Raw genomic sequence first — 259 nt, 5'->3', positions numbered from 1 at the left:
CACCAAAACCATCGGGGCGGCCTATAACGGGGAAGAAGTGGTGACCGTGACAGAGCGGGTGAGCGGGCAGGAGTATGAGATCCGCTTTGACCGCCCCACGGAAAAAATCACTTTCTGCCGGGTCACGGTGAAAAAGTCCACGATGGATGCGCAAAGCCTTATTCCGGCGGCGATTGAGCAATGGGTACGGGGTGAGCAGGAAGGCGATAGCGGGCTGGTGGTCGGGCGTGAAGTCTCGCCGTTTGAAATCTCAGCGGCG

1 pseudogene is annotated in these 259 nt (G+C 59.1%); it reads left to right on the top strand.

Going from position 1 to position 259, the window contains the following annotated elements:
* Positions 1–259 (top strand): annotated as a pseudogene (locus tag PSI23_RS22375) (baseplate J/gp47 family protein); the annotation flags it as partial.

Origin of the sequence: Xenorhabdus yunnanensis (assembly GCF_028598805.1) — a bacterium.
GTDB lineage: Bacteria > Pseudomonadota > Gammaproteobacteria > Enterobacterales > Enterobacteriaceae > Xenorhabdus > Xenorhabdus yunnanensis.
The sequence above is the reverse complement of the archived record's forward strand: the minus strand, read 5'-3'. Positions and strand labels throughout refer to the sequence as shown.